Below are 22,853 nucleotides of genomic sequence, written 5' to 3' on the forward strand. Positions count from 1 at the left end.
TATTATACTTACATAAGGTAAGTTATTTACTTTCGAATTATAAATCTCAAATTAAAGATAAAATTAAAGGGAGAGAATACAATGACAAAAGTACTATTTATCACAGCAAATCCAAATTCAGCAGAAGGTTCTTTCGGAATGGCAGTAGGGGAAGCTTTCATCGAAGCTTATAAAAACGAGCATCCACAAGACGAAGTTGTAACAGTTGATTTATTCAATACGACTGTACCAGCAATTGATGCAGATGTATTTGCTGCTTGGGGTAAATTTGCAGCAGGTGAAGGCTTTGAAACTCTAACAGAAGTTCAACAACAAAAAGTTGCAGCAATGAACACAAACTTAGAAACATTTATGCATGCAGATCGTTATGTATTCGTAACTCCAATGTGGAACTTTAGCTATCCACCAGTAGTAAAAGCATACTTAGATAACTTAGCAATCGCAGGTAAAACATTCAAATATACTGAAAATGGTCCAGTTGGCTTATTAGAAGGCAAAAAAGCACTTCACATTCAAGCAACAGGTGGCGTTTATTCTGAAGGAGCATACGCAGCTGTAGACTTCGGTCGTAATCACTTGAAAACAGTATTAGGATTCATTGGTGTAAATGAAACTGAATATATTGCAGTTGAAGGTATGAATGCTAATCCTGAAAAAGCACAAGAAATTAAAGAAGCAGCAATTGCTAACGCACGTGAATTAGCAAAACGTTTCTAATATAGAATACTTAAAAATGTCCAAACACTTGTTGTTTGGACATTTTTTCTTCTTTTTCCTTCGTTTGTCTAGTATAATGAAGGTCGGAATGATAATAGGTGGGGGTTCTGTATGATTCAAACGTTTTTTAAAATCTTTTATTTAATTTTAATTGTAATTGCGATTACACCGAGAATGTGGCGTCTTAAAAAACAAGTAAATACGATGTCACCGCAAGAAAAAGATAATGCTGTGTATAAAACGACAAATTGGTTTGGTAAAAAAATGGTACGTGTTGCTGGTGGGGCAGTAGAAGTAAAAGGGCTTGAAAATGTTCCGAAAGACAAGCCGGTACTAGTTGTAAGTAATCATCAAAGTAATATGGATATTCCTGTTTTACTAGGTTACTTAAATAAACCAATTGGATTCGTTTCAAAGGCAGAGATTAAGAAGTTTCCAGTTGTACCAACTTGGATGGAACTTATGAATTGTGTATTTATGGTTCGTAATGATCGTCGTCAATCTCTTCAAGCGATTAAAGATGGAATTGAACTATTAAAGAATGGACATTCTATCGTAATTTTCCCTGAAGGAACGAGAAGTAAGGGTGGCGAAATTGGAGAGTTTAAAGCTGGTAGTTTTCACCTAGCAGTAAAATCTGGTGTAGCAATCTTACCTGTAACGTTAGATGGTACATATAAAATGTTTGAAGCGAATGGAAATCGTATGAAACGAGCTCATGCAACAATAACGATTTCTAAGCCGATTACACCTGAAGAGTATGCAAATATGGATATTAAAGAATTAACGAAGCATACACAGGATGTTATCGCATCACAATTACATAAGTAATAAAAAAGGTTTCAGCTTTCATTAAGCTGAAACCTTTTTTATTACGCTGCAGGTAAGACGTAAAAGAGTACACAGAAGAACATCATTGCACTACCGCCTAAAACGAAGAGGTGCCAAATGGCATGGTTGAAAGGTAGCTTTTCCCAAAGGAAGAAGATTGCCCCGACTGAATATAAAATGCCACCTGCTAAAAGTAATGAAAAACCATGTCCAGTTAGATTTTCGTAAAGTGGTTTAATAGCAACGATTATGAGCCAGCCCATAATGATGTAACATAACGTTGATGCTTTTATAAAACGGCGTACAAAGAAAATTTTGAAGACAATACCACCAATTGCAAGTGTCCATATAATAGCGAGTAACGTCCAACCTAAAGGTCCACGAAGTGTAATGAGTAGAAAAGGAGTATATGTGCCAGCGATTAATAAATAGATGGCTGAGTGATCTAAAATAGTAAATAATTTTTCTACTTTTGGATGGTGAATGCTATGTAGCAACGTTGAAAACAAGTACAGCAAGAACATGCTTACACCATAAACGGTAAATGCAACAACAGCAGATGCAGTACCATGTTTAGACGCATGAATAATTAATATAATTAAGGCAGGGATGCTTAAAATGGCACCGATACCATGTGTTATTGCATTTGCAATTTCTTCTTTCACAAAATGTGTCATTCGTGTCATTTTTTCAGTCATAATGCAAATCCTTTCTACTATCATAAAGTGAAACTTTAATCAGTGGGGGGGTGTTCATCCCCATTGATTATTAGTTGAACCAATCGGGCTGCCCGTTAATGCGGGATAAAATAATATGTCGTTTCTCTTACCATATCATACACAAAGACAATAGAAAATGAAATTTGTATAATTGATTATATTTTTGAATTTTTTTGACAAAAGACGATGGATTTGTTGACGTTTTCAAACTTTTTTGACAAAATAAAATTATGCAATAGTAGGACAAGAAATCTACTAATAAAGGGGATGGGGAAATGTTTTCAAATATTGGCTTTCCAGGGTTAATTTTAATCTTAGTAGCTGTACTAATATTATTTGGACCTAAAAAATTGCCGGAAATCGGAAAGGCTTTAGGGGAAACGTTAAAAGAATTCAAAAAATCAACGAAAGAATTGACTGATGACGCATTTCAAGAGAAGGAAAAGAAAGAAAAAATGTAATGGATTTTCCTCGTAATGGATAAGTAAAGTGTGGTGAACGAGATGGAAGATCGGGAAATGAGTGTAGTAGAACATATCGTTGAGCTTCGCAAACGAGTAATTTATACAGTGTTATCCTTTGTATTATTTTTAATTATTGGATTTACTTTTACGAAGGATATTTATTTTTGGCTTGTAAAAGATTTACCAATGAAATTAACTGTTCTCGGTCCAAGTGATATATTGTGGATTTTTTTCTCGATTGCTACAGTATTTGCTATCGTTTGTACAATTCCTTTTGCTGCTATACAAATTTGGTTATTTGTAAAACCAGGTTTACATCCAAATGAACAAAAGATGACTGTAATGTATATACCGGTATTGTCTATATTATTTATTGCAGGTTTAAGTTTTGGATATTTTATTGTAATGCCGTTTTTATTTCATTTTTTAACTACGATAGGTAATGAAATGTTTAATACGATGTTTACGACAGAAAAGTATTTTCATTTTGTACTTAATTTAACAGTTCCATTTGCTGTGATTTTTGAATTACCTGTAGTGGTAATGTTTTTAACGAGTATTGGCATACTTACGGCGGAGTTTCTAATAAAAATAAGAAGGTATGCTTACGTAGCATTGATTATCATTGCCTCGTGTATATCACCGCCAGATTTTTTATCTCATAGTTTAGTTGCGGTACCGCTTATTTGTATTTATGAAATTAGTATTGCCTTATCAAAGATTGTTAGTAAGCGAAAAAAGAAAAGGGAAGAAGAAATACAGTCGAAAAGTGCCTCGTTATAAAGGCACTTTTTTAATTATTTGTTATACTATGGCTATAAACGTATACAATATAAAGAAGAAAAAAATAATAGAATCTCCAAAATTTAGACAAACTTTGCACCTTTATAAGTTTATACTGAATGTATTAAGCAATTTACGGATAACGAGATTCCCGTCTCACGTGATAATTAGGACGGGGGATGGATTAGGTGGAGATGAATAGAGAATAAATCTACTAACCATAAGGACTAAAGGGATCATCTAAGGATACTTTTGTATTCAAAGGAGTCTCCACTTTAAACAACGTGTTACAGCGTAAAGTAGAGGAAGTTCAAAATCCAATGAAAAAGAGGATTGATATTGTGATTACGAAAAGTTTTTATTTCACTCATTCAACAGGGGATTGTATTAAAATATTCGAAATCCCTGTCCTACAGGCGCAGCATCCATTATCGTTTCTAATTCAGTCTCGTCTTCAATTATTTATTGCAAAAATTCAAAAACAAAAGCACCCAAGATTTTCGTATTCTTTCCGTGAATATTTACAAAAATGTTTGAAGTGGAATGATTATTTAAATGTATATAAAACGAATACCCTTGAAAAAAACGCATAAATTAGAGCAGGACAGAGTCAGGAATACTCTGTCTTTTTATTTTAGGTATAAAAATATAATTAATTTGATGAAATTTCGTTCGAAATTGTTGAAAGCATTAGGAATGCTAGTATAATAACAAGGAGAGCGTATTGGAAAGGGAAGAAGGATAGTATGCAAAAAATTAAAATTGTAACAGATTCAACGGCAGATTTATCACAAGATGTAATCGAGAAGTATGACATTCATGTTCTACCATTATCAATCTCTGTAAATGGACAAACATATTTAGATCGCGTTGATTTACAACCTGATGAGTTTATTGAAGAAATGATTAAATCAGAGGAACTACCAAAAACATCACAACCAGCTATGGGTACATTTGTAGAAATGTATGACAAGCTAGGTGAAGATGGAAGTGAAGTACTTTCTATCCATATGACAAGTGGAATGAGTGGTACTGTTGCGACTGCAAATAGTGCTGCATCGATGACTGATACAAAAGTAACAGTTGTTGATTCACAATTTATTACACATGCTTTAGCATATCAAGTAATAGAAGCTGCAAAAATGGCAAATGAAGGACGCTCACTAGAAGAAATTTTAAAACGTGTAGATGAAGTGAGAAAGAATACTCGTTTATATGTAGTGGTAGATACATTAGAAAACTTAGTGAAGGGTGGACGTATCGGTAAAGGAAAAGCGTTTATCGGTTCGCTACTTAATATAAAGCCAATTGCTAGCCTTGAAGACGGTGTTTATAACCCTGTAACGAAAGTGCGCAGTCAAGGCCAAATTGTAAAAACGTTAGCTAAGTTATTTGAGCAAGATACAGCAGGAAAAGTTGTAAAAGCTGTTGCGATTCCGCATGCAAAAGCAATTCCTTTAGCTGAAAGTATGAAAGCAGCGGTGGAAAAAGTGAGTGGATTTACTCAATCAGAAATTTTCTATACAACGCCTATTATTAGTACTCATACAGGTCCGGGTGCAATTGGATTTATGTATTTAGCAGAGTAATAAAAAAGCTACTTGAAAATATATTTCAAGTAGCTTTTTTATCCCGCATTAACGGACAGTAAGACCCCCACCTCAAAATTCAGCGAAAGCAAAGAAGTTAGGTGTGAGATCAACTGTCCGTATATGCCCGATTGGTTCAACTAATAATCAGTGGGGATGATGAACACCCCCCCACTGATTAAAGTTTCACTTTATGTGAATAGAAAGTAAGAAATGAGAAGGGCTATACAGGCGCTCCCGCTAATGATGTAGCGAGTCTGTAAATATTCATTCATAGAAAACACCCTTTATGATTTTCTATATTATATGATGGATATAGAAAATAAGTAGTTACATTACACTTGTAAAGTTTCGATTTCTTCTTGTACTTGTTTTTTATTTGTGTCGCTATTATAAGTAAAAGTTTGGCCTAAAAAGAGTACATGCAGTTGTTCCCACGGTAACATACGTAAATTCCAATTACTTCGAAGTTTTGTTATTGCCTCGCGAGGTGTTTCATCAGCAAGTGCAAAAGCTCCGTAATGCATTGGAATAAAATGTGTCGCGTTTAAATCTAAATAAGCTTGCACTGCTTCTTCAGGGGAAACATGAGATACTTTCATAAACCATTCTGGTTCATAAGCGCCAATTGGCATAAGAGCAATATCAATTAAAAAGCGCTTTCCAATCTCTTTGAAACCTTGGAAATAGCCGCTGTCGCCACAAAAATAAATGGTTTCCATAGTCGTTTCATTATCAATAATCCATCCACCCCAGTGAGATGTATTCATGTCAAATAAGGATCTTCTCGTCCAGTGCTGAGCAGGTACGAAGTGAAAAGAAACTTCATTAATCGTCGTACTTTCCCACCATTTATATTCTTCTACATGCGTAAATTTCTTACGAGTAAATAATTTTTTTAATCCGATAGGTACAAGATATAGAACATCATCATTTAACTGACGAAGAGTTGAAAAATCTAAATGATCATAATGACCGTGTGAAATAAGGACTATATCAATTTTAGGTAGTTCTTGTATAGTAAGACCTGGTTCAGTAAGCCTCGGAACTAACTTTAATTTATTTGCCCATACTGGATCTGTTAATATATTAAGTCCATTCGTTTGGATAAGAAAAGTAGAATGGCCAACCCATGTGACTGTCGTTTTTTCAACATTGCTTTGAAAAAATGCATTTTGTTTAACAGGTGATTGTTCTACTAAAAAAGAAAAGTCTTTTTTGTTCAGCTTTCGTTCTTTACGCCATCTAAAAAAAGAACGAATTGATTTTTTTGTACTGACATTATCCATATTTTCATAGCGCTTTGCCATGAACATCACCTCATTTAAAATCGTTGTAGTTGTATTGTACCGAAATGTTGTTAAGGAATACAGTGTATAACATGGATTAATGTTTAATTAATTGTTAAAAAGTAGGGAGAGGTATTTACAATTTTAACAATGAGCTTTGTTTTGCGAATACGATTTAGAGAAATAATAGTGAAAAAACATATTTTGTCTAGTAATTCGCTTGAAATTAAGAAGTATCATACGTAAATTCGTACGATTTCGTGAACAAATGCAGTAAACAATTTTCTCGTAGTGTTAACTTTTGTTATGATGAGCATAACCTATTTAAATTTAGGATAGAGAAAAGAGGTTTATAAATGAAGCGTTATCAAAAACTAATTGGTCTTATGGTTGTATTTTGTCTATTTGTACTCGCTGGATGTAGTGGATCAGGCTCAAAGCTTCGTAAACCATTAAATTGGGATTTAGAAACTTTCCAATTCACAAATCAAGATGGAAAACAATTTGGTACAAAAGATTTAAAAGGGAAAGTATGGGTTGCAGATTTTATGTTCACAAACTGTCAAACAGTTTGTCCGCCAATGACTGCTAATATGGCAAAATTACAGAAGATGGCAAAGGAAGAGAAGTTAGACGTTCAGTTTGTCTCGTTTAGTGTAGATCCAGATCTTGATAAACCAGAAAATCTGAAAGCTTTCATTCAAAAGTTTACAGAAGATACTAGTAATTGGAATTTATTGACGGGTTATTCGTTAGAAGATATTACAAAGTTTTCAAAAGATAATTTCCAATCACTTGTAGATAAGCCAGAGAACGGTCAAGTAATACATGGTACATCATTTTATTTAATTGATCAAAATGGAAAAGTAATGAAAAAGTATAGCGGAATTAGTAATACACCGTACGAAGATATAATACGTGATATGAAGCGATTAGTGGATTAAAAATAAGGGTGCGTAGCACCCTTATTTTTTTACATTAGTCTATAGATAAAATGTCATGCTGTTGTGGAAGTTTCGGTGCACGAATTTCTAACACACCATTTTGATAGGAAGCTTTCGCTGCTTTTTTATTAATAGAATAAGGCAATTTAATCATTCTTGCGGCTTCTGAAATAGACCGTTCTCGGCGATAATAGTTATGAGATGTTTGTTCTTCTGCCTCTTCAAGTATTTCTTCTTTTACAGAGACTTTTAAGTATTCGGTTTGTATTTCAATTTGAATTTGCTCTTTTTGTATACCCGGTAGTTCAGCGGTAACAACGAGTTCTTCATCAACTTCATATAAATCTACAGGGAATGTTAATAAACGATTTCCTTTTTGGAAAAAATGATTCAAATCAGCGATTACATTGCGAAGAGGTGTTTGCTCAAAAAAATCATCAATTTGCTTTAAATAATTGCGAACCGGTGGACGAGAAGAATCTTTTTTTTCTTCACTCATGGTATTCCCTCCTAGAAATCAATTTGCAATATCATATGACAAAAGCGGAGAAAGGTGATTGCCTAATTTTCATGTTTTCATAAAAAAATGTTAAAAATGTGAAATGGAGTGATTTTTTTATAGTTTTTGGTCGCCATATTGAGTTGATTATGCTAGTATAAATAGGGTTGATATAGTAGTATAGAAACAGAATGAAAACCGAAAGAGGGTAAGAAGTATGTGTGGTTTTGTAGGATGTTTATGTGAAAACCCTAGAGAGTTTTCAGAAACAGAAAAACATCAATTTGAAAATATGAACACGATGATTTTCCACCGCGGTCCAGATGACGAAGGATATTTTCGTGATGAACATGTACAATTTGGCTTCCGCCGTTTAAGTATCATTGACTTAGAGGCAGGACATCAGCCGCTAACTTATGAAAATGATCGATATGTAATTATTTTTAATGGTGAAATTTACAATTATGTAGAATTACGCGAAATGTTACTTGAAAAAGGTGCGACTTTCGCAACGCAATCTGATACAGAAGTTATCATTGCATTGTATGCACATATGAAAGAAAAATGTGTAGACTATCTTCGTGGTATGTTTGCATTTATGATTTGGGATCGTGAAGAAAAGAAACTTTTCGGTGCACGTGACCACTTTGGTATTAAACCATTATATATCGCGCAACAAGGTGATACTACATTCTTCGCATCTGAGAAGAAAAGTATTATGCATGTAATGGAAGACAAAGGGGTAAACCCAACGTCACTACAACATTACTTTACGTACCAATATGGTCCAGAACCAGAAACATTAACAATTGATGTTAATAAAATTGAGCCTGGTCATTATTTCGTAAAGGAAATCGGTAAAGAGATGGAAATCCATCGCTACTGGAAGCCTTATTTCAATGCTTCAAGCGCAACGAAAGAAGAGCATATCCAAGCAATTCGTGATGTATTATACGATTCAGTAAAAGTACATATGCGAAGTGATGTACCAGTAGGTTCATTCTTATCTGGTGGTATCGATTCATCTATTATCGCTTCTATCGCAAGAGAAATGAATCCGAACCTTTTAACGTTCTCTGTTGGTTTTGAACAACGTGGTTTCAGTGAAGTTGATGTTGCGAAAGAAACTGCTGAGAAATTAGGCGTTAAAAACCATAATGTATTTATTTCAGCGAAAGAATTTATGGATGAGTTCCCAAAAATTATTTGGCATATGGATGATCCTTTAGCAGATCCAGCAGCTGTACCATTGTACTTCGTTGCAAAAGAAGCACGTAAACATGTAACAGTTGTTCTTTCAGGGGAAGGCGCAGACGAGCTATTTGGTGGTTATAACATTTACCGTGAGCCAAACTCACTAAAAATGTTCTCGTACATTCCTAGCCCAGGTAAGAGCGTTCTAAAAGCATTAAGCGGTGCTCTTAAAGAAGGATTTAAAGGGAAGAGCTTCCTAGAGCGTGGATGTACGCCAATTGAGGAGCGCTACTATGGAAACGCGAAAATCTTCCGTGAAGAAGAGAAAGCGGAATTAATGAAGTTCTACAATGAAAGTGTTAACTATATGGATATCACGAAACCATTGTATAACGAGATTAAAGATTATGATGATGTAAGTAAAATGCAGTACATTGACATGTTCACGTGGTTACGTGGTGACATTTTATTAAAAGCTGATAAAATGACAATGGCAAACTCATTAGAACTTCGTGTACCGTTCTTAGATAAAGAAGTATTCGATGTTGCATCAAAAATTCCAACTGAATTAAAGATTGCTAACGGAACTACGAAAGCTATTTTACGTGAAGCAGCACGCGGAATCGTTCCAGATCACGTGTTAGATCGTAAAAAACTTGGATTCCCGGTACCAATTCGTCACTGGTTAAAAGATGAAATGCATGACTGGGCTATAAATATTATAAACGAAAGTAAAACAGATCATTTAATCGACAAACAGTATGTATTAAACTTACTGGAAGCACATTGTGCAGATAAAGGCGATTATAGCCGTAAAATTTGGACTGTACTTGCGTTTATGGTTTGGCACCAAATTTATGTTGAGCATAAATACGATACGAATAAGTTCCACGAAGAAACAAAACGTGCGTATATCTTAGTTTAATAAAAAAAACCTTAAGACCGCATATGGTCTTAAGGTTTTTTTTCATAAATAGAACGTATTATTGATACAATAATAGTAAAAGGATGGACAACATATGATTGCGTTTGAAAAAGTAACAGTAGAAAATGAAAGCGTTGTTAAAGAAATGTTCCGCTCGCATAATGTAAGTGAGAAACAGGTGCAGTATTGCGTAAAAGTTGATGATACATATATTGGTGTAATAGATTACAGTGTTCAAGAAGAGAGTGTAGTTTTATCTCAATTAATAATTCATTTTGATTATCAAAGTTACGGATATGGAACAAATACGTATTTTACATTTGAAGAGATGATGAAACAAAGAGGTGTGAAAGAGATAAAAGTGTTACAAAAGGAATTAACAGAACAAGCAAAAACTTTCATAGAGAGCTTTGGCTTTAATGAAGAAGATGGAACATACGTGAAGAAAATATAACGATGATTAGTAATGTACTAAAATAAATATAAGGCAGGTGGATACATGATAATGACTTCTGGTCTTGTATTAATTGGAGGATGTTTTATTTTGGCAGAACTAAGCCATAAGTTCATTCGGAAAAGAGCTAGTAAGAAAAGAAAGCCGTACGAATTACAATATGTACCTGTGTTTTTTATTTTGTTTTGCATGCTTGTTACAGTACAAAATATTACTAATTTCCCGCCACTTTTGAACATTTTTTTAAAGTTCGGTTTGTTATACAGCGGTGTTGGAATGGGTCTTTTATTTATTTTATTTTGCATACGTTATATTCACTATCAATCGTATATATTTATTTTAAATTGGTTAAAGCAAGATGATAGAAACCGCCTTACATAAGGTGGTTTTTTATTTGTAATTGTAACGGAACTTGTACATTTTACATAAAATAGGACGAGTAGCAATGTAAACCTATTACACGAAAGAAAGGAACGAGACAGTGATATGAAACTTGTAATAGACGCAGGTCACGGTGGATATGATTCTGGTGCTGTTGGTAATGGTTTAGTAGAAAAAAACTTAACACTTCAAATAGCGAGACGTGTGCGAGACATTCTATCTGCAAACTACCCAATTACTATTAAAATGACACGTGATAGTGATGTATTTATCTCTTTATCAGAACGTGCTAATATCGCTAATTCTTTTGGAGCAGATTACTTTATCTCATTTCATATAAATAGTGGCGGTGGAACTGGATTTGAAAGTTATATTTATAATGGGTTATCTAACAGTAGCTCCGCATATGCAAAGCAACAAAAAATTCATGCAGCAGTCAATCCTGTATTAACAAAATACGGCCTTCGTGACCGAGGGGCAAAAAAAGCAAATTATGCAGTACTAAGAGAGACTGCAATGGATGCAATTTTAACTGAGACTGCTTTTATTGATACAACGTTTGATGCAAATTTATTGAAAAACCCACAATTTATTGAAGATCTATGTCAAGCATATGCAAACGGAATAGCAGCTATTTTTGGAGTAGCTCCGAATCCGAATCCTCCAAATCCACAACCTCCAAACCCTCAGCCAACACCACAAACGAAGGGAATTGCTTATATACTTGGGAAAAATGTAAATTTAAGAAGTGGCCCATCAACATCATCTTCAGTAATTCGCCAATTAAACTCTCCAGAATCGTATGTCGTATATCAAGAAAGTAACGGATGGTTAGACTTAGGTAACGGACAGTGGGTGTATTATGACCCGTCTTACATTAATTTTGTAAAGACGAGCAATAGTGATGGTAGCGCAATCGGTGTCGCATATATACAAGGAACGAATGTGAATTTAAGAAGTGGTCCATCAACATCATCTTCAGTAATTCGTAAATTAAATAAACCAGAATCTTATTTAGTATTTATTAATCAAAACAGTTGGTTGAACCTTGGTGGAAATCAGTGGGTGTATAATGATCCATCATATATTAAATATAATCAATATTAGGAAATAAATTTATAATGTAATATGAATGCGTATCTATATATAACATAGATACGCATTTTAAGAACGGCCATTATTTACATACTTATACAGATAGTTTCAAAAAGAAACATTTGAATAACGGATAGAATCTAAATAGTATATATTAAAAAAGTTCTCTGATATACATTGACAATGTATGTAATATACATTAACCTTTAGTTGTTAATGATAATCGATTTCATCTAGGGAGGATATATGTTACATACTAAAAAAATGTTTATGTTCTGCATTATGATACTTATGGTTATAATCGCAGGGTGTAGTAAAGAAGAAAAAAAAGAAAATGATCCATCAGCTAAAGCGAAAGATTCTTATACTGTAAAGCATGCAATGGGGGAAACAACAGTAAATGGTACACCTAAAAAAGTTGTTGTTTTAACAAATGAAGGTGCAGAGGCTCTTCTAGCTGTGGGAGTAACGCCAGTTGGAACTACGAAACCGCGTGCGGGTGATGAATGGTACCCTCATTTAGCGAAAGAGTTAAAAGATACGAAAGTTGTAGGAACTGAGCGTGATATTAATTTAGAGGCAGTAATGAAGCTTAAGCCGGATTTAATTATCGGGAATAAAATGCGTCATGAAAAAATATATGAACAATTGAAAGAAATCGCGCCAACTGTATACGCTGAAACATTGCGTGGAGATTGGAAGGAAAACTTTACGCTCTATACAAAGGCTGTAAATAAAGAAAAAGAAGGTCAAAAGGCAATTGAAGATTATAAAAAGCGTATTGAAGGAATGAAAGAGAAGCTAGGAGATAAATTAAACTCTAAAGTTTCTATTATTCGCTTCGTTCCAGGTGATGTTCGTATATATCAAAAGAACTCATTCTCAGGTGTCGTTTTAAACGATATTGGATTTAAACGACCACCATTACAAGATAAAGATGAATTTGCGATAAAAGGAATTACAAAAGAACAAATTCCAAATATGGATGGGGACTACTTATTCTATTTCACATCTGATAAAGATGGCGATAAGAATAATGAAGGAAACACGTTAGCAAAAGAATGGACAGAAGACCCACTCTTTAAGCAGCTACAAGCCTCTAAAAATAATAAAGTATTCCAAGTAGATGAAGTAATTTGGAATACAGCAGGCGGTATTAAAGCAGCAAACCTAATGCTAGATGATATTGAAAAATATTTTCTGAAATAAAGTTGAACCAATCAGGCAATTACGGGCCGTTATCTCCCACCTAGCCTTGAGGTGGGATTTTTACTGCCCGTCAATAGCGGGATAAATGAATGGCTGAGTGCATCACTTTAAATAGGTGATGCATTTTTTATTTATATAAATACAGAAAATTCCTTTTTTTCAGTCGTTTTAAGTTGTACAATAAAATCAATCACGTAATAAAGGAGTGGGAAGGAATGAAAGCTACTCATAAAGATTGGATTTTGTTTAATGGGAGAATTGTAAATACGAAGGAAGAACAGCCGATGGTTGCATTAGAAGAGCGAGGTTTCCAATTTGGTGATGGTATATATGAGGTATTCAGACTATACGATGGGAAGCCACATTTATTAGATTTACATTTGGAGCGTTTTTTTAAATCAATGGAAGAAATTAAACTCATTGCACCATTTACAAAGGAAGAGTTAGTAGAAGAGCTACATCAAATGATTGAAAAAAATCAATTTCAAGAAGATGGTAATGTATATTTACAAATATCAAGAGGTGCTCAAGCAAGAAACCATGTATATGAAAAAGACCTTCAACCAACGTATTTTGCAAATATTGTTTCGTTCCCAAGACCAGTCGCTACGATGGAAGTCGGTATAAAAGTAACGGTAGAGGAGGATATAAGATGGAAATTTTGTCATATAAAATCATTAAATCTACTTCCTAATATCATGATTAAAAATAAAATAAATGAACAAGGATATCAAGAAGCGATTTTAGTGCGAGATGGAGTTGTAACAGAGGGATGTCATTCTAATTTTTTCATAGTAAAAAATGATAAACTGATTACACATCCAGCTGATCACTTTATTTTGCATGGTATTACTCGCCATTATGTTATAACATTAGCGAAAGAGTTACATATCGAAGTAGAAGAACGAGAATTTTCATTACAAGAGGTATATGAGGCGGATGAGTGCTTTTTTACAGCGACACCACTCGAAATATTCCCGGTTGTTCAAATTGGCGATGAACAGTTTGCTAGCGGCGAAAGAGGACCAATTACGAAAAAACTACAATCTGCATATGAAGAAAGTATTAGTTTGTTTAAAGTGACAAATTAATAATGAAGAAAAAAGCTGGTATTCCCCCAGCTTTTTTTCGTGATATAATTCAAACATAGGACAGGTTTTGAAAACGCTGTAAAAGGGGATTTAATGTATGAATTATGAAGCTTTTAAAGAGGTAATCCACGGAAGAAGAAGTGTTAGAAAGTTTACAGAACAAGAAGTATCTACTAGTGATATAAAAGAAATTATTGATTGCGCTCGTTATGCACCGAGTGATACGAACTCGCAAACGTGGGAGTTCTTAGTCATTATGAATCGAGAGAAAATTAAAGAAATTGAACAAATGACTTGGGATGCATTACATAAACTTGCGGCAAAAGCAGCAGAAAATGGAGAAGAGAAAGCAGGGAAATTACTTACACGTTCTTTCGGGCCATATGCAACAGCTTTCTCTGAGGCACCAGTATTAATCGTATGTTTGGCAACACCTTATGAATCAAAGTTTCGTGAAAAGATATTTGATCCAATTGCCTTCGTTCCGGATGCAGTGTGGGAAGAGGAAGGAATTAAGAGTAGCTGTTTAGCGGCACAAAACTTAATGCTGGCTGCACATGCGAAGGGTCTTGGTACGTGTCCAATGACAGGGCCTGTATTGTTAGCTCAAAAAGAACTAAGACAATATTTCCAAATTGAGACCGAAAAACAAATAAATATGGTTATTTCACTCGGTTATCCGAAAGATAAACCGAAGAAACTTCCAAGAAAAGAAGTAGATGAGATTACAACGTTTATTTTTTAATCACCATATAGAAAAGACATTGAAATAACAATGTCTTTTTATTTTGGATAGGTATGTTATTAATTTGTTGGGCTAAAATGATAAATAAGATAAAATTACTATTTATTTCATTAAAAAAATTAATGTTCTATTAAGGAAAGTATGGTACAGTAATCGTGAGCAAGCTACTAGTATTTGTTCATGAAAGTGTTAAAAATAGTTTTAAAATTACAAAGTTATTTTTGTATAATAAATTATAATGAAATTACAGGGGGGATGAATTTTGAAGAAATTCATAATCGCTGGATTGTCTGTATTGTTATTAGTAGGCTGTGGTGCTCCAAAGGAAAAAGAGGATGCACAGTCAAATCAGGAAGAACAAGTTGTAAATGCGAGTGAGGAGAGTATGGTTGTATTTCCTGAAGGGGCAGTACCAATTGGAGAAGGGATAGTAAAAGTCATTACACCAGATGGTACTTCTGAAAACGGCAATACACCGACTGTATTTATCAAAAAAGATACTTTAATTCAGCAAGTTGAATTAGAACTTTCTAATTTTCAAAACGATAAAGAAACATTCGTATTTGTAGATCAAATATTTGCTGATAAACATCAAGTAACTAGTACAACACAGACAACAGTACAATTAAAAGAAAAGACACTTGAGACAGGTAGTCATACGATTACTGCAGCTCAGTTTGAAAATAATGACCCAAAAGGAAAAGTCATTAGCTTTAATCAAGCGACGTTTGAAACGAAGCCAGCATCTTAATTATGGATAAAAAGTACATTACTTAAAGTAGTAGTGTACTTTTTAATTTGGATATAAATGGGTTGTTGAGAATAATTTGTTTCACTTTCTAGTACGTATGAATAGTAAGAAATTACTCTTTACTACTAAGAAAGAGAAAGAGGTTGAAGGTGTGCAGTGATTTGTTCGTATCATCTTGCTTAGTATGATAATTTCGATAATCTGGTTTACTTTACACGAGGTGGTTGAAGTTACGCTCAATTATCAAATCCATGACATGCTAATAGGAACAGTATGTTTTGTCATAGTATATCTGTTTTATGATAAACTTAGATTAAGTTAAGTTTTGCAAGAAAAATGTAGGTATTTCATTTGAAATGTCGAATAGTACATACGATGTCGTAATAACAAATTTTCTATTGTTTATTGTGAAACAGGAGAAGGAGAGATAGTAGTTATGAAACGAGCTCTTATTAATATCGATTATACATATGATTTTGTAGCTGAAAAAGGTGCTTTAACTTGCGGGAAACCAGGTCAAGAAATTGAGAAGGAACTTGTACATATAACGAAGCAATATATTGAAAATGGAGATTATGTAGTGTTTGCAATCGACAAACATGAAGAAAATGATGAATATCATCCAGAAGCAAAGTTGTTCCCTCCTCATAATATAGCAGGTACAAATGGAAGAGACTTATTCGGTGAATTACAAGATGTATACGAAAAATATAAAAATGATGCGAATGTATATTATATGGATAAAACGCGATACAGTGCATTTGCTGGAACAGATCTAGAGATGAAGTTGAGAGAACGAGGAATAGAAGAAGTTCATCTTGTAGGGGTGTGCACTGATATTTGTGTTCTTCATACAGCAGTAGATGCTTATAATAAAGGATTTAAAATTGTTGTATATGAAAAGGCAGTTGCATCTTTTAATGCGCAAGGACATGAATATGCACTTGGACATTTTAAATCTTGTTTACATGCAGAAGTGAAGTGAAAAAGAGGCCTTTGAAAAGGCCTCTTTTTACGTTTAAATTGAGACGACATTTTGCTCAATTAGTTTTTTTATGAACGGGCTAATGTTTTCTGGTAGCCCATTTAAATCAAAAAATTGTACATGTAATGATTCAACTCCGTCAGCTTTTAGCAAGCCACCTTTAATGTCTTTGCAAAGGTAAGCGATTGTTATAGGATAAAATTCATCTCCGTTCGCTAATTTCACAAAAAACTCTTTACCTGAAAATACACTTACTAACTGAAGTATACCAATTTCAATGCCTGTTTCTTCAAGTACTTCTCGTCTTCCAGCTTCTTCTGTGGATTCACCAAGTTCCACAAAACCTCCAGGAACACCCCACATGCCATTTCGTCTTTGTTGTAGTAATATTTGTCCTTGGTCATTTAAAACAGCTACAGCAACTCCTACTAAATTGAGTGGTCTTGATTCAACAATTTCTCTTAGTTCTTCGATATCCCCCATTAATTGTAACCTCCGTGAAAAAAGTATCAAATGAATGATTCGGTGTTATGTGAATGTATTCCTTTAAATGAGGTAAGTATTACAAAGTTGTTTATAAAAATTTCTATTGTAATCTCCCTTTAGATTATTAAAAAGGGTATATTTATAGTAAATAGAAAAGGGCATCAGAAGTTGAAAGATTAATGAAAGGGTTATATTGTTGAAGATGTACTAGGGATACAAATACATAGTTAAGAAAGTAAAATGAAAGGTCAGGGGAAAAGTTACGAAAGAAAATTTTGAGATAATTAATAAGGAATTATAATAGATCAGCTCTACATGAAATTTTTAAAAATAAGGAAGTGGATAGATGAGTATATTAGCGTATACGGAGGAGTTTTTTAATTATGTAAGGGAGTTTTTACTATTAAGGTTTTTACTATTTGCTTTAGTTCTTATCATTATTTCGTTTGTTATTAACCGCATTATTGATTGGTTTTTTAGAAAGTCCAGCTTTTTTGATGAAGAGGTAGAGCAGACGATTCAAAGTGTCATTCGATCTATTTTTAGATATATCATTATCATCAGTCTAATCATTTATTTAATTAGTCAGTTTGTAGATATAAAAAGTATCATTGCAGGTGCAGGGATAGCGGGAGTTGTCATTGGTTTTGCTGCGCAACAGATGCTAAAAGATGTCATATTAGGCTTTGCGAGATTAGCGGACAAAGAGTTTCGCGTTGGCGATTTTGTTACTTTTAATGGAACAAATTCAGGAACTATTGAGGAAATTAGTATTCGTTTTATGCAAATACGTGAATGGTCAGGAAAACTACTTACCATACCACATGGAGAGATTAGAACGATACAAAATTTTAATAAAGGATGGATGCGAGTAATTGAACGCATCACGGTAAGTTATCAGGAAGACCCTAAAAGAGTTAAGGAATTGTTAGAAGACGTATGTGTGATATGCAATGAAAATTTGGAACAAAGTTTGTATAGAGTAGAGGATGAGGCTGTTGAACCATTTAAATATGTTGGTGTTACAGACTTAAATCCTAACCTTAAATATGTTGGATATGAATTTTGTATTACAGGTTTAATTAAACCAGAAGATTATTTTGAAACTTCTAGACAAGTAAGGTTTGCATTAATGGCTATGTTCCATAAACATCAAGTGCAAATGCCAGCAGCAAATATGTTCGTTACTACTGAAAGTTTGCAGCATATCCGTGGAGAACAATCTTTGTCAGACAATTAAATAAAGCTTTACATTTAGAATTCTGATTTATAGATGTAGATGAGTTTTAGAGGGTTTAAAAGTAACTTCATTACTTGGCGTTGTTCAGTTTAAGAATTACGCGGTCAAAATTTAAAGGGAAAATAAAAAAATGATTGATAAATAAAAAGAACTGAAGGAATTCAGCTCTTTTTATTTGTAGAATTTCGAAATTTCTTAATGTTATAATGATAGTTGGTGATGAGAATGAACTTTGAAGAAAAAGAGATGCATCGTTTAGAAGCATTAAAAGAAATTGCGGAATTGCTAAATGAAGCAACGAATTTACAGGATATGTTAGAAAAAGTTTTACATACATTGTTACAAGTTATGAATTTACAAACAGGGTGGATATTTTTTATTGATGAAAGTGGAAAGCACCGTATGCTTGTAGACGAAAACTTACCACCAGCTCTTACGTGGCAAGAGAAGAAGCCGATGTGTGAAGGAGACTGTTGGTGTGTAGAGCGTTTTGTGAATGGCAGATTAGAAAAAGCGACAAATATTATTGAATGTAAGCGAATAGAAGATGCGATTGAATGTAATTGGGGTGAAACAGAAGATGTTACACATCATGCGACAATTCCACTTAGGTCCGGATCAGAGAAATTTGGTCTATTAAATGTGGCCGCACCTCATAAGACTCATTTTTCTGAGGAAGAGTTAGCGTTATTAGAAGCGATTGCATTTCAAATTGGAACGACAATACAACGTATTCAATTAGTGGAGAAAGAAAGTAAATATGTAGTTGTAGCTGAAAGAAATCGATTGGCTCGTGATTTACATGATTCAGTTAAACAATTGTTATTTTCTATTATGTTAACAGCGAAAGGCACTCTGAATATGACGCAAGATAGAGGTCTGCAAGAGATGTTAAGTTATATTGGGGAATTATCGCAAGAAGCATTACAAGAGATGACGCTATTAATTTGGCAATTAAGACCTGAAGGATTAGAAAAAGGTTTAGCAGAAGCGATTCAAAACTACGGGAAGTTATTAGGGATCCAAGTAGAAGTTCGTATTGATGGAATGGTTTCAATTGGAGATGAAATAGAAGAAGTTTTATGGCGTATTAGTCAAGAAGCACTACATAATTGTAAAAAACATGCTTCGTGTGAAAAGGTAAATGTTCGTTTAAGAATGGAAAATAACCAATTACATTTTCACGTAGAAGATAATGGCAAAGGGTTTATACAGGATCAAGTAAGAGAGTCAGCGTTTGGTTTGAAAAGTATGAAGGAACGAATCGAATTAATGAAGGGGAATTTTCGAATAAAAACAGAACTTGAAAAGGGAACGAAAATAGAAATTCAATTACCGGTTTGAAAGGGAGAAGGTCTATGAAAATTAAATTACTACTTGTAGAAGATCATCATATCGTTCGAAGGGGACTTGTATTTTTTTTGAAAACGAGAGAAGAGTTTGAAATTATTGGGGAAGCTGAAAATGGTGAAGAAGCATTAACTTTCGTTCAAAAAGAAAAGCCAGATGTAGTATTAATGGATTTATCAATGCCGAAAATGGACGGTATTGAAGCAACGAAACGTATAAAACAATACGATGAGACGATAAAGATACTTATGTTAAGCAGTTTTTCAGAACAAGATTATGTTTTACCAGCACTCGAAGCTGGGGCAGATGGCTATCAATTAAAAGAAGTACAACCAGAGCAACTTGTCGCTTCTATTATTGCAGTACATCAAGGAAATGCGAATTTTCACCCGAAAGTAACACCTGCATTAATGGGGCGTTCCGCAGTAAAGAAGGAAATAGAAAATCCTTTTTCAATGTTAACGAAAAGAGAGCAAGAGGTACTTCGCGAAATTGCGAAAGGAAGAAGCAACAAGGAGATTGCAGCAGAGCTTCACATTACAGAACAAACTGTGAAAACGCACGTTTCAAACGTTTTAGCTAAATTGGAAGTAGATGATCGTACACAAGCGGCATTATATGCGGTGAAGTATGGGGGAAACTAGTAATAAGTGTGTCATATGTTAAGGTAACATTTATAGGAACAAATAAATAATAGTATGATACCGAATAAAGGTTTTTCTTCTTTCAATAATTAGGTACAATATAGCTACAATGGAAGGGGAAGATATGCTATGCCTGGAACAAGAAGTGGGATTGGAAAGATTCAGGCTTCGTTAAACGGTTTATCACCGAAATTGCGAAGTATTGCCGAACATATTTTGAAACATCCACAAGATGTTGTACATAAATCGATAACTGAATTAGCAGAAGTTACGAATAGTTCCGAAGCTACGATATTCCGCTTATGTAAACACCTTGGTTTGCAAGGGTTTCAAGATTTGAAAATTACATTAGCTCGTGAAATTGTACATACACCGATGCAAAATATTCATGAAGAAGTATCAGCAGAAGATAGTATGGTAACAGTTGCTAAAAAAGTTTTTCATTCGCATATTACAGGACTGCAAGATACATTACATTTGTTAAATGACACCGCACTTGAGAAAGCTGTACGAGCTTTGCAAGAAGCGAACCGAATTGAGTTTTACGGAAATGGTGGCTCTGGAATTATTGCGATGGATGCATATCATAAATTTATGAGAACGGGTATTTCTTGTATTGCTCATACAGATTCTCATTTTCAAATTATGGGTGCTGGTTTACTTACAAAAGAAGCAGTAGTCATTGCAATTTCTCATTCTGGTAGTAATAAAGGATTACTGGAAGCGTTAGAAGTAGCAAAAGCAAGAGGAGCTTGCATTATTGCAATTACGAGCTATCAGAAATCAGCACTAAGTCAACTTGCTGATATAACACTTTATACTTCAACACGTGAAACAGAATTTCGTACGGAAGCAAGTTCATCACGCTTAGCGCAGCTAAGTTTATTAGATACTTTGTATGTAGGATTGTCGTTGCAACGACAAGAAGAAACACTACAAAATTTACAAAGTATACGTGAAACAATTTCGATGAAGCGAATATAAAAAGCTCTTCAAATGAAGAGCTTTTTTTTATTGGTGGATCGTTTGATTATATAATTTCTAAATGTAGTTGATTTATTTTCCTGTAGAAAGATGCGACCTACTTATATTCATAAACTCGCATCTTTAATTCAGTTAAAAAATAGATTTATGCAATAATTCAAACATTGTTCATAATTTCACAATTCACTTTTGAAATGTCATGTTATGATGAACGTGTAATGATGATTGAACATTTAAATTTGGCGCAATAATTAGCCAAAATAGTGAGGACAGTATTTGTGAGATGAACTCATTAAAACTCTAAAACACTAAAGGGGAGATCACATATGAAAGCAGTAGTGGTTAATAAAAACAGCAAAGCGAACATCGAGGTTATCGAAAAAGAATTACGTCCGCTACATTCAGGTGAAGCGTTAGTAGATGTAGAGTATTGTGGGGTTTGCCACACTGATTTACACGTTGCGAATCATGATTTTGGTAACACGGATGGTCGCATCCTTGGTCATGAAGGTGTAGGTATTGTTACTAAACTTGCTGATGATGTAACTTCACTTAAGGTTGGTGACCGTGTAAGTATTGCATGGATGTTCCAATCTTGTGGACGTTGTGAATATTGCGTAACTGGTAGAGAGACATTTTGTCGTGAAGTTAAAAATGCTGGTTATTCAGTAGATGGTGGTATGGCTGAACAATGTATCGTTACAGCTGATTATGCAGTGAAAGTACCAGAAGGATTAGATCCTGCTCAAGCATCATCAATTACATGTGCAGGCGTAACTACATATAAAGCTATTAAAGTATCAGATATTAAACCTGGTCAACCTATCGTCATCTATGGTTGTGGTGGATTAGGTAACTTAGCTATCCAATATGCTAAAAACGTATTTGGTGCAAAGGTAATTGCAGTAGATATTAATGACGATAAATTAGCCTTAGCAAAAGAGGTTGGTGCTGATATGACTATCAATCCAATTTCTCAAGGTCCTGCTGATAAGATTGTGCAAGATGAGTTTGGTGGTGCTTATGCTGCTGTAGTAACAGCCGTTTCTAAAGTAGCATTCAACTCAGCGGTTGATGCAGTACGTGCCTGTGGTAAAGTAGTTGCGGTAGGGTTACCAGTAGAAACTATGGATTTAAACATTCCACGACTTGTACTAGACGGAATTGAAGTAGTTGGCTCTCTAGTAGGTACTCGTAAGGATCTCGAAGAGGCATTTATGTTCGGTGCAGAAGGAAAAGTAGTACCGGTTGTTCAAACGTGTTCTCTAGATAAAGTACAAAATGTATTCGAAGAAATGGAACAAGGTAAAATTCAAGGGCGTATGGTAATCGATTTTAAACAGAATAGTTGTGATTGTAAATAATTCATTTTAAATATAAAAAGCATGAGTCTAGCAAAGGTCATGTAAAAAAGTTAGACGGCATAAAAAAGATGATTCCTGTATTCAATAGGGATCATCTTCTTTATATTCTATTAATATCAA

At 34.1% G+C, this 22,853-nt stretch carries 25 protein-coding genes and 1 pseudogene; 22 read left to right on the forward strand and 4 right to left on the reverse strand.

Annotation, left to right across the window (positions count from 1 at the left end):
- Positions 1–81 precede the first annotated feature (81 nt).
- Both JDS95_RS09035 and JDS95_RS09040 read left to right on the forward strand, forming a co-directional pair.
- Positions 82–717 (forward strand): FMN-dependent NADH-azoreductase, encoded by a 636-nt coding sequence (locus JDS95_RS09035; protein WP_000170037.1) that lies wholly within the window; start codon positions 82–84, stop codon positions 715–717.
- 111 nt (positions 718–828) lie between these two features.
- Positions 829–1,548: a lysophospholipid acyltransferase family protein gene (locus tag JDS95_RS09040; protein WP_000616565.1), complete on the forward strand. Its 720-nt coding sequence runs from the start codon at positions 829–831 to the stop codon at positions 1,546–1,548.
- A 41-nt stretch (positions 1,549–1,589) separates the two neighbouring features.
- Here JDS95_RS09040 and trhA read toward each other — a convergent pair whose 3' ends face one another.
- Positions 1,590–2,246: a PAQR family membrane homeostasis protein TrhA gene (gene trhA / locus JDS95_RS09045; protein ID WP_000136879.1), complete on the reverse strand. Its 657-nt coding sequence runs from the start codon at positions 2,244–2,246 to the stop codon at positions 1,590–1,592.
- 296 nt (positions 2,247–2,542) lie between these two features.
- Between trhA and JDS95_RS09050 the strand changes: the two genes are divergently transcribed.
- The 4 genes from JDS95_RS09050 (at position 2,543) to JDS95_RS09065 (ending at position 5,103) form a co-directional block, all read left to right on the forward strand.
- Complete coding sequence (locus JDS95_RS09050; protein ID WP_000492443.1) at positions 2,543–2,728, forward strand: twin-arginine translocase TatA/TatE family subunit; 186 nt, start codon at positions 2,543–2,545, stop codon at positions 2,726–2,728.
- 42 nt (positions 2,729–2,770) lie between these two features.
- The gene (tatC, locus tag JDS95_RS09055) at positions 2,771–3,514 is read left to right on the forward strand and encodes a twin-arginine translocase subunit TatC (RefSeq protein WP_000390117.1); all 744 of its coding nucleotides are present in this window, start codon (positions 2,771–2,773) and stop codon (positions 3,512–3,514) included.
- A gap of 341 nt (positions 3,515–3,855) precedes the next feature.
- Positions 3,856–4,107, forward strand: coding sequence for a DUF2535 family protein (locus tag JDS95_RS09060; protein WP_000629011.1), 252 nt, complete (start codon positions 3,856–3,858; stop codon positions 4,105–4,107).
- 153 nt (positions 4,108–4,260) lie between these two features.
- The gene (locus JDS95_RS09065) at positions 4,261–5,103 is read left to right on the forward strand and encodes a DegV family protein (protein WP_001169475.1); all 843 of its coding nucleotides are present in this window, start codon (positions 4,261–4,263) and stop codon (positions 5,101–5,103) included.
- A gap of 335 nt (positions 5,104–5,438) precedes the next feature.
- Here the strand turns inward: JDS95_RS09065 and JDS95_RS09070 are convergent, their stop codons facing one another.
- A complete protein-coding gene (locus tag JDS95_RS09070) occupies positions 5,439–6,413 on the reverse strand; it encodes an MBL fold metallo-hydrolase (RefSeq protein WP_199690416.1) in 975 nt (324 codons plus the stop codon).
- A 335-nt stretch (positions 6,414–6,748) separates the two neighbouring features.
- Between JDS95_RS09070 and JDS95_RS09075 the strand changes: the two genes are divergently transcribed.
- Positions 6,749–7,336, forward strand: coding sequence for an SCO family protein (locus tag JDS95_RS09075; RefSeq protein ID WP_000833349.1), 588 nt, complete (start codon positions 6,749–6,751; stop codon positions 7,334–7,336).
- 34 nt (positions 7,337–7,370) lie between these two features.
- Here JDS95_RS09075 and JDS95_RS09080 read toward each other — a convergent pair whose 3' ends face one another.
- Positions 7,371–7,835 carry an Hsp20/alpha crystallin family protein gene (locus tag JDS95_RS09080; RefSeq protein ID WP_001288081.1) on the reverse strand — a complete coding sequence of 155 codons (465 nt, stop codon included), beginning with the start codon at positions 7,833–7,835 and terminating at the stop codon, positions 7,371–7,373.
- 217 nt (positions 7,836–8,052) lie between these two features.
- Here JDS95_RS09080 and asnB point away from each other — a divergent pair, with 217 nt between their 5' ends.
- The 10 genes and pseudogenes from asnB to JDS95_RS09125 all read left to right on the forward strand — a co-directional run bounded on the left by asnB (position 8,053) and on the right by JDS95_RS09125 (position 16,665).
- Positions 8,053–9,954 carry an asparagine synthase (glutamine-hydrolyzing) gene (gene asnB / locus JDS95_RS09085; protein ID WP_199690418.1) on the forward strand — a complete coding sequence of 634 codons (1,902 nt, stop codon included), beginning with the start codon at positions 8,053–8,055 and terminating at the stop codon, positions 9,952–9,954.
- Positions 9,955–10,048: 94 nt separating this feature from the next.
- On the forward strand, positions 10,049–10,408 hold the full coding sequence (locus JDS95_RS09090) for a GNAT family N-acetyltransferase (protein ID WP_000559960.1): 360 nt from the start codon (positions 10,049–10,051) through the stop codon (positions 10,406–10,408).
- A 51-nt stretch (positions 10,409–10,459) separates the two neighbouring features.
- Positions 10,460–10,789 carry a hypothetical protein gene (locus JDS95_RS09095; protein WP_000200454.1) on the forward strand — a complete coding sequence of 110 codons (330 nt, stop codon included), beginning with the start codon at positions 10,460–10,462 and terminating at the stop codon, positions 10,787–10,789.
- Between the two features lie 105 nt (positions 10,790–10,894).
- On the forward strand, positions 10,895–11,896 hold the full coding sequence (locus JDS95_RS09100) for an N-acetylmuramoyl-L-alanine amidase (RefSeq protein WP_085449863.1): 1,002 nt from the start codon (positions 10,895–10,897) through the stop codon (positions 11,894–11,896).
- Positions 11,897–12,130: 234 nt separating this feature from the next.
- Positions 12,131–13,093 carry an ABC transporter substrate-binding protein gene (locus tag JDS95_RS09105; RefSeq protein ID WP_000903333.1) on the forward strand — a complete coding sequence of 321 codons (963 nt, stop codon included), beginning with the start codon at positions 12,131–12,133 and terminating at the stop codon, positions 13,091–13,093.
- A gap of 215 nt (positions 13,094–13,308) precedes the next feature.
- A complete protein-coding gene (gene dat, locus JDS95_RS09110) occupies positions 13,309–14,184 on the forward strand; it encodes a D-amino-acid transaminase (RefSeq protein WP_000648376.1) in 876 nt (291 codons plus the stop codon).
- 97 nt (positions 14,185–14,281) lie between these two features.
- Positions 14,282–14,929, forward strand: a complete 648-nt coding sequence (locus JDS95_RS09115) for a nitroreductase family protein (protein WP_001105130.1) — start codon at positions 14,282–14,284, stop codon at positions 14,927–14,929.
- Between the two features lie 262 nt (positions 14,930–15,191).
- Positions 15,192–15,680, forward strand: a complete 489-nt coding sequence (locus JDS95_RS09120) for a putative periplasmic lipoprotein (protein ID WP_000713449.1) — start codon at positions 15,192–15,194, stop codon at positions 15,678–15,680.
- Between the two features lie 76 nt (positions 15,681–15,756).
- Positions 15,757–16,002, forward strand: a pseudogene (locus tag JDS95_RS31815) (hypothetical protein).
- Positions 16,003–16,116: 114 nt separating this feature from the next.
- Positions 16,117–16,665 (forward strand): cysteine hydrolase family protein, encoded by a 549-nt coding sequence (locus JDS95_RS09125; protein WP_000816778.1) that lies wholly within the window; start codon positions 16,117–16,119, stop codon positions 16,663–16,665.
- Between the two features lie 33 nt (positions 16,666–16,698).
- On the opposite strand, the gene JDS95_RS09130 is transcribed toward JDS95_RS09125, so the two are convergent.
- On the reverse strand, positions 16,699–17,148 hold the full coding sequence (locus JDS95_RS09130; protein WP_000502290.1) for an NUDIX hydrolase: 450 nt from the start codon (positions 17,146–17,148) through the stop codon (positions 16,699–16,701).
- Positions 17,149–17,497: 349 nt separating this feature from the next.
- On the opposite strand from JDS95_RS09130, the gene JDS95_RS09135 reads away from it, so the two are divergent.
- From JDS95_RS09135 to adhP, 5 genes are all read left to right on the forward strand, one after another.
- Complete coding sequence (locus JDS95_RS09135; RefSeq protein ID WP_000025243.1) at positions 17,498–18,391, forward strand: mechanosensitive ion channel family protein; 894 nt, start codon at positions 17,498–17,500, stop codon at positions 18,389–18,391.
- 225 nt (positions 18,392–18,616) lie between these two features.
- The gene (locus JDS95_RS09140; RefSeq protein WP_001008454.1) at positions 18,617–19,735 is read left to right on the forward strand and encodes a GAF domain-containing sensor histidine kinase; all 1,119 of its coding nucleotides are present in this window, start codon (positions 18,617–18,619) and stop codon (positions 19,733–19,735) included.
- Positions 19,736–19,749: 14 nt separating this feature from the next.
- On the forward strand, positions 19,750–20,385 hold the full coding sequence (gene casR, locus JDS95_RS09145) for a two-component system response regulator CasR (RefSeq protein ID WP_000694633.1): 636 nt from the start codon (positions 19,750–19,752) through the stop codon (positions 20,383–20,385).
- A gap of 129 nt (positions 20,386–20,514) precedes the next feature.
- Positions 20,515–21,369, forward strand: coding sequence for a MurR/RpiR family transcriptional regulator (locus tag JDS95_RS09150; RefSeq protein WP_001119637.1), 855 nt, complete (start codon positions 20,515–20,517; stop codon positions 21,367–21,369).
- 326 nt (positions 21,370–21,695) lie between these two features.
- A complete protein-coding gene (adhP, locus tag JDS95_RS09155) occupies positions 21,696–22,733 on the forward strand; it encodes an alcohol dehydrogenase AdhP (RefSeq protein WP_000649126.1) in 1,038 nt (345 codons plus the stop codon).
- The last annotated feature ends 120 nt before the right edge of the window (positions 22,734–22,853 follow it).

Origin of the sequence: Bacillus cereus group sp. N24 (assembly GCF_016483345.1) — a bacterium.
Lineage (GTDB): Bacteria > Bacillota > Bacilli > Bacillales > Bacillaceae_G > Bacillus_A > Bacillus_A toyonensis.